The organism is Arthrobacter rhamnosi, from assembly GCF_054510975.1.
The window spans coordinates 1-6,006 of the sequence record NZ_JBTNDN010000011.1 but is presented as its reverse complement, the minus strand read 5'-3'; the positions used below and the strand labels follow the sequence as shown (position 1 = coordinate 6,006).

Annotated in this window: 3 rRNA genes; all 3 read left to right on the top strand. The window is 56.5% G+C overall.

The window, feature by feature from the left end:
* The first annotated feature begins 181 nt into the window (after positions 1 to 181).
* The 3 genes from ACX80J_RS16700 to rrf all read left to right on the top strand — a co-directional run bounded on the left by ACX80J_RS16700 (position 182) and on the right by rrf (position 5,952).
* Positions 182 to 1,715 (top strand): 16S ribosomal RNA (locus ACX80J_RS16700).
* Positions 1,716 to 2,357: 642 nt separating this feature from the next.
* Positions 2,358 to 5,514: ribosomal RNA gene (locus tag ACX80J_RS16695) — 23S ribosomal RNA — on the top strand.
* 321 nt (positions 5,515 to 5,835) lie between these two features.
* Positions 5,836 to 5,952: ribosomal RNA gene (gene rrf, locus ACX80J_RS16690) — 5S ribosomal RNA — on the top strand.
* The 16S, 23S and 5S rRNA genes sit together here, the layout of an rRNA operon.
* The last annotated feature ends 54 nt before the right edge of the window (positions 5,953 to 6,006 follow it).

The window sequence follows — 6,006 nt, the reverse complement described above, 5'->3', positions numbered from 1 at the left end:
TCCTGTTGTTTGAGAACTCAATAGTGTGCCAAGTTTGTTGATACCGATTGTTTTTTGATTGGTTGAATTTGCTGGTTGCCGTGCACCTCGGTGTGTGGTGGCTGGTTTTTTTGGCTGGTTTCGAATTTTGTGCAGGGGTGTTGCCCGTTTTCCCGGGTGGTGTCCTTGTGTCTGTAATGCATTTACGGAGAGTTTGATCCTGGCTCAGGATGAACGCTGGCGGCGTGCTTAACACATGCAAGTCGAACGATGAACCTCACTTGTGGGGGGATTAGTGGCGAACGGGTGAGTAACACGTGAGTAACCTGCCCTTGACTCTGGGATAAGCCTGGGAAACCGGGTCTAATACTGGATACGACCTTCTGGCGCATGCCATGTTGGTGGAAAGCTTTTGTGGTTTTGGATGGACTCGCGGCCTATCAGCTTGTTGGTGGGGTAATGGCCTACCAAGGCGACGACGGGTAGCCGGCCTGAGAGGGTGACCGGCCACACTGGGACTGAGACACGGCCCAGACTCCTACGGGAGGCAGCAGTGGGGAATATTGCACAATGGGCGCAAGCCTGATGCAGCGACGCCGCGTGAGGGATGAAGGCCTTCGGGTTGTAAACCTCTTTCAGTAGGGAAGAAGCCGGCTCTTTGGGTTGGTGACGGTACCTGCAGAAGAAGCGCCGGCTAACTACGTGCCAGCAGCCGCGGTAATACGTAGGGCGCAAGCGTTATCCGGAATTATTGGGCGTAAAGAGCTCGTAGGCGGTTTGTCGCGTCTGCCGTGAAAGTCCGGGGCTTAACCCCGGATCTGCGGTGGGTACGGGCAGACTAGAGTGCAGTAGGGGAGACTGGAATTCCTGGTGTAGCGGTGAAATGCGCAGATATCAGGAGGAACACCGATGGCGAAGGCAGGTCTCTGGGCTGTAACTGACGCTGAGGAGCGAAAGCATGGGGAGCGAACAGGATTAGATACCCTGGTAGTCCATGCCGTAAACGTTGGGCACTAGGTGTGGGGGACATTCCACGTTTTCCGCGCCGTAGCTAACGCATTAAGTGCCCCGCCTGGGGAGTACGGCCGCAAGGCTAAAACTCAAAGGAATTGACGGGGGCCCGCACAAGCGGCGGAGCATGCGGATTAATTCGATGCAACGCGAAGAACCTTACCAAGGCTTGACATGAACCGGAATGATGCAGAGATGTGTCAGCCACTTGTGGCCGGTTTACAGGTGGTGCATGGTTGTCGTCAGCTCGTGTCGTGAGATGTTGGGTTAAGTCCCGCAACGAGCGCAACCCTCGTTCCATGTTGCCAGCGGGTTATGCCGGGGACTCATGGGAGACTGCCGGGGTCAACTCGGAGGAAGGTGGGGACGACGTCAAATCATCATGCCCCTTATGTCTTGGGCTTCACGCATGCTACAATGGCCGGTACAAAGGGTTGCGATACTGTGAGGTGGAGCTAATCCCAAAAAGCCGGTCTCAGTTCGGATTGAGGTCTGCAACTCGACCTCATGAAGTTGGAGTCGCTAGTAATCGCAGATCAGCAACGCTGCGGTGAATACGTTCCCGGGCCTTGTACACACCGCCCGTCAAGTCACGAAAGTTGGTAACACCCGAAGCCGGTGGCCTAACCCCTTGTGGGAGGGAGCCGTCGAAGGTGGGACCGGCGATTGGGACTAAGTCGTAACAAGGTAGCCGTACCGGAAGGTGCGGCTGGATCACCTCCTTTCTAAGGAGCGCCTCAGGTTCTGCTCGTCCATCCTCTGTGGTGGGTGTGTGGCCTGCAGGAGTCAGCCCATAGCGCGGGCGTTTGTTCCGCGGTGGGTGCTCATGGGTGGAATATCAATGAATAGGTGCGGCCGTGGTGGTCGCCTGGCTGTTAGTACTGTGCGCGGTGGCGCCTTCGGATCATGGCAGGGACGAGTAATCGTGTCCTGGTGTGTGGGGGTGTTGGTGGGTGCGTGGAACGCGGGTGGGTGGTCGTGATCGTGGTCGTGGTGTTTGGCACACTGTTGGGTCCTGAGATAACAGGGCTCCTTCTTGTCGTGGTGTCGTGTCCTGGTGGGCTCGTTTCCTGGTTGTCCGTGTGGCGGTTGTGTCCGTTGCGGGGGTGGTCGGGGGGTGGGCCGGCGGGGCGGGGTCGCTGCGGTGGGGTGGGGCGTGTTGTTTCTGGTTTCCCGCGCAGGTCGTGCGCTCTTTTCTCCCTTTGGTGGGGGTCCCCTGTGGGGGTGGGTGTGCGGGTGTGACGGGGTTGTTGGTTGAGAACTGCATAGTGGACGCGAGCATCTTAAAAAGAAGCAATTTCTAAGATAAATCTGGTTTCGGACGTATGTTCGGGCCTGGTTTTCTCGATATGTTTTTTGATCTTTGTGGTCAAGTTTTTAAGGGCACACGGTGGATGCCTTGGCATCAGGAGCCGATGAAGGACGTGGGAATCTGCGATAAGCCTGGGGGAGTTGATAACCGAACTTTGATCCCAGGATGTCCGAATGGGGAAACCCCGCCCGGCGCGCGAGTGACCGGGTGACCCGTATCTGAACACATAGGGTACGTGGAGGGAACGTGGGGAAGTGAAACATCTCAGTACCCACAGGAAGAGAAAACAATAGTGATTCCGTCAGTAGTGGCGAGCGAACGCGGATCAGGCTAAACCAGTGGTGTGTGATAGCCGGCGGGCGTTGCATCACTGGGGTTGTGGGACTTTCCGTTCCAGTTCTGCCGGACTGGTGAAATGTGTGCGTGCGTATAGGTGAACGGGTTTGAAAGCCCGGCCGGAGAGGGTGTTAGTCCCGTAACCGTAATGCGTGACGCCGTTTGGAGAGGATCCCAAGTAGCACGGGGCCCGAGAAATCCCGTGCGAATCTGCCAGGACCACCTGGTAAGCCTAAATACTCCCTGATGACCGATAGCGGACCAGTACCGTGAGGGAAAGGTGAAAAGTACCCCGGGAGGGGAGTGAAATAGTACCTGAAACCGTGTGCCTACAAACCGTCGGAGCAGACTTGTTTCTGTGACGGCGTGCCTTTTGAAGAATGAGCCTGCGAGTTAGTGTTACGTCGCGAGGTTAACCCGTGTGGGGAAGCCGTAGCGAAAGCGAGTCTGAATAGGGCGACCTGAGTGGCGTGATCTAGACCCGAAGCGAAGTGATCTACCCATGGCCAGGTTGAAGCGACGGTAAGACGTCGTGGAGGACCGAACCCACTTCAGTTGAAAATGGAGGGGATGAGCTGTGGGTAGGGGTGAAAGGCCAATCAAACTTCGTGATAGCTGGTTCTCCCCGAAATGCATTTAGGTGCAGCGTTGCGTGTTTCTTACCGGAGGTAGAGCTACTGGATGGCTAATGGGCCCTACAAGGTTACTGACGTCAGCCAAACTCCGAATGCCGGTAAGTGAGAGCGCAGCAGTGAGACTGTGGGGGATAAGCTTCATAGTCGAGAGGGAAACAGCCCAGACCACCAACTAAGGCCCCTAAGCGTGTGCTAAGTGGGAAAGGATGTGGAGTTGCCCAGACAACCAGGAGGTTGGCTTAGAAGCAGCCACCCTTGAAAGAGTGCGTAATAGCTCACTGGTCAAGTGATTCCGCGCCGACAATGTAGCGGGGCTCAAGTACACCGCCGAAGTTGTGGCATTCACATAAATACCTAAGCCGGAGACTTGTTCTCCTGGTTCAAGGGTGTGGATGGGTAGGGGAGCGTCGTGTGGGCGGTGAAGTCGCGGTGTAAACCAGCGGTGGAGCCTACACGAGTGAGAATGCAGGCATGAGTAGCGAAAGACGGGTGAGAAACCCGTCCGCCGAATGATCAAGGGTTCCAGGGTCAAGCTAATCTGCCCTGGGTAAGTCGGGACCTAAGGCGAGGCCGACAGGCGTAGTCGATGGACAACGGGTTGATATTCCCGTACCGGCGAAGAACCGCCAATACTGATCGAGGGATACTAACCGCCAGAAGCATGACCGCCCACCCTTGTGGTGACGTGGTTTTTTGTGGATCGCGGGACCTGATCTCGGGAGGTAAGCGTATTAACAGGTGTGACGCAGGAAGGTAGCCAAGCCGGGCGATGGTTGTCCCGGTCTAAGGATGTAGGGCAGGACGTAGGCAAATCCGCGTCCTTGTGTTCGATCACGAGCCTGAGATCTGATGGGACCCCCGTATGGGGGAATTTGGTGATCCTATGCTGCCGAGAAAAGCATCGGCGCGAGGTTCCAGCCGCCCGTACCCCAAACCGACACAGGTGATCAGGTAGAGAATACTAAGGCGATCGAGAGAATTATGGTTAAGGAACTCGGCAAAATGCCCCCGTAACTTCGGGAGAAGGGGGGCCCCAACCGTGATGGTGACTAGCTCACCGGAGCGGATCAGGGCCGCAGAGACCAGGGGGAAGCGACTGTTTACTAAAAACACAGGTCCGTGCGAAGTCGCAAGACGATGTATACGGACTGACTCCTGCCCGGTGCTGGAAGGTTAAGAGGACCGGTTAGTTTCACGCTTGCGTGGGACGAAGCTGGGAATTTAAGCCCCAGTAAACGGCGGTGGTAACTATAACCATCCTAAGGTAGCGAAATTCCTTGTCGGGTAAGTTCCGACCTGCACGAATGGAGTAACGACTTCCCCGCTGTCTCAACCATAAACTCGGCGAAATTGCAGTACGAGTAAAGATGCTCGTTACGCGCAGCAGGACGGAAAGACCCCGAGACCTTCACTATAGTTTGGTATTGGTGTTCGGTGTGGCTTGTGTAGGATAGGTGGGAGACTGTGAAGCGTGGACGCCAGTTCACGTGGAGTCATCGTTGAAATACCACTCTGGTCACTCTGGATATCTAACTTCGGCCCGTAATCCGGGTCAGGGACAGTGCCTGATGGGTAGTTTAACTGGGGCGGTTGCCTCCTAAAAAGTAACGGAGGCGCCCAAAGGTTCCCTCAGCCTGGTTGGCAATCAGGTGGCGAGTGTAAGTGCACAAGGGAGCTTGACTGTGAGAGAGACATCTCAAGCAGGGACGAAAGTCGGGACTAGTGATCCGGCGGCACATTGTGGAATGGCCGTCGCTCAACGGATAAAAGGTACCTCGGGGATAACAGGCTGATCTTGCCCAAGAGTCCATATCGACGGCATGGTTTGGCACCTCGATGTCGGCTCGTCGCATCCTGGGGCTGGAGTAGGTCCCAAGGGTTGGGCTGTTCGCCCATTAAAGCGGTACGCGAGCTGGGTTTAGAACGTCGTGAGACAGTTCGGTCCCTATCCGCTGCGCGCGCAGGAAATTTGAGAAGGGCTGTCCTTAGTACGAGAGGACCGGGACGGACGAACCTCTGGTGTGTCAGTTGTACTGCCAAGTGCACCGCTGATTAGCTACGTTCGGATGGGATAACCGCTGAAAGCATCTAAGCGGGAAGCCTGCTTCAAGATGAGATTTCCATACACCTAGAGTGTGAGAGGCCCCCAGCCAGACCACTGGGTTGATAGGCCGGATGTGGAAGCAGGGACGAAAGACCTGTGAAGCTGACCGGTACTAATAAGCCGATAACTTACACCACACACCCACCCCGGTCACCGGGACCCCTGGGCAACCAGGACACCAGTGACACCCAAGGGGAGGGTGAAGATCACATATGCTACGCGTCCACTATGCGGTTCCCAACCAACAACGGAACCACCACCACCAGCACCGAGCCACCCGCGCCAGTCCCCACCAGGACCGGCACAGGCGGACCGGGGCCAGTGGGTGGTATAACTCAATACCGGGCTGAACAGAGCCCACATTTACATCCAGCACGACGGATGTAACCCACAGATTTACCGGCACCACCACCCCCGCGAACACGCGGGGCACACACGGTGCGTCAGGTAGCAAGGGTTACGGCGGTCATAGCGTGGGGGAAACGCCCGGTCCCATTCCGAACCCGGAAGCTAAGACCCACAGCGCCGATGGTACTGCACCCGAGAGAGTGTGGGAGAGTAGGACACCGCCGGACAACCATTCAACGGGAAGGCCCCGCACCACCAGGTGCGGGGCCTTCCCCACTTAA